This is a genomic window from Streptomyces sp. NTH33 (assembly GCF_003236365.1).
Lineage (GTDB): Bacteria > Actinomycetota > Actinomycetes > Streptomycetales > Streptomycetaceae > Streptomyces.
The window spans coordinates 1-1380 of sequence record NZ_POTZ01000888.1; the positions used below are offsets into that span (position 1 = coordinate 1).

The 1380-nt window shown below is 74.9% G+C and carries 2 protein-coding genes; one reads left to right on the forward strand and one right to left on the reverse strand.

What is annotated here, in order from left to right:
• Window positions 1-525, reverse strand: a 525-nt coding sequence (locus tag C1I97_RS37280) for an ADP-ribosylglycohydrolase family protein (RefSeq protein WP_181447098.1), incomplete at its 3' end; no start/stop codon positions are given.
• Between the two features lie 140 nt (window positions 526-665).
• On the opposite strand from C1I97_RS37280, the gene C1I97_RS37285 reads away from it, so the two are divergent.
• Window positions 666-1380, forward strand: a 715-nt coding sequence (locus C1I97_RS37285) for a glycerate kinase (protein ID WP_146608437.1), incomplete at its 3' end; no start/stop codon positions are given.

A 1380-nucleotide genomic window follows, 5' to 3' on the forward strand; every position in this document is an offset into this window, starting at 1 on the left:
GGGGGCGTCGGGGCTGGTCCAGCCATAGATGTCGGCGCGGATCAGGGCGCCGATCCACTCCTGGTACGGGTTGTCGTACGTGGCCGTCAGGGGCGGCTTGAGCCCGTTGGCCAGATTGCGGTACGCCGCTCGCTCCGCGGTGAACGTCTGCAGGTACGGCAGCCGCAGCAGCCACAGGTCGCCGACCTGCTCGGTGCTGAAGGCGAAGCCGTGCGTCTCCAGGAGGTCCAGGCCGAGGATCGCGTAGTCGACGTCGTCGTCGCGGCAGCTGCCGTGGATACGGCCGCGGACGCAGTCGCGCCATTCGGGGCGCAGGTCGTGGGCGTCGTCGTCACCGGCCGGCGGTTCGGGCAGGTAGTCGGTGAGCGGGAGCGCGGCGGTCCTGCGCAGGTAGCGGTCGATGCGGTGGCGCGTCCACACCTCGCCCTGCTCGACCGGTTTGCCGAGCATGTTGCCCGCGATACGGCCCAGCCAGCCGCCGAGGATGCGGTCGGCGAGCTCCGCCTCGGTGTGCACAGGGGTCATGGCTACGGTCTACCCGATTCCGGGGGCGGTCGCGCGGGACATGACGGTGGGGGCCGTCGCCGGTTAGGGTCGCAGCGGCGCGGCCGGCCCTGACGTGCGGGCCCGAGGAGCGAGGGGATGGCAAGGTGGCGGACGCTGCAGTGCACGGCACCCGGAGGGTGCTGGTTGCCGCGGACAAGTTCAAGGGGTCGCTGACGGCCGTGCAGGTGGCCGAGCGCGTGACGGCCGGACTGCGCCGGGTCGTGCCGGAGGTGGAGGTGGAGGCGCTGCCGGTGGCCGACGGCGGCGACGGGACCGTGGACGCGGCGGTCGCGGCCGGGTTCGAGCGCCGGGAGGTACGGGTCGCGGGTCCCCTCGGGGACGAGGTCACGGCCGCGTTCGCGCTGCGCGGGGACACGGCGGTCGTGGAGATGGCCGAGGCCAGTGGGCTGCAGCGGCTGCCGGCGGGCGTGTTCGCGCCGCTCACGGCGTCCACGTACGGCTCCGGGCAGCTGCTGCGGGCCGCGCTGGACGCGGGCGCGCGGACGATCGTGTTCGGCGTCGGCGGGAGCGCGACGACGGACGGGGGCGCGGGGATGCTGTCCGCGCTCGGGGCGCGGTTCCTGGACGCGGACGGGCAGCCGGTGCCGCCCGGAGGCGGGGGACTGGCGGAGCTGGCCGACGCGGACCTGTCCGGGCTGGACCGGCGGCTGGGCTCCGTCGAGCTCGTGCTCGCCAGCGACGTCGACAATCCGCTGACCGGGCCGAAGGGCGCGGCGGCGGTCTACGGGCCGCAGAAGGGCGCCTCGCCGGACGACGTGGAGACGCTGGACGCGGCGCTCGCGCACTTCGCGAAGGTGCTGGAGGGGGCGGTCG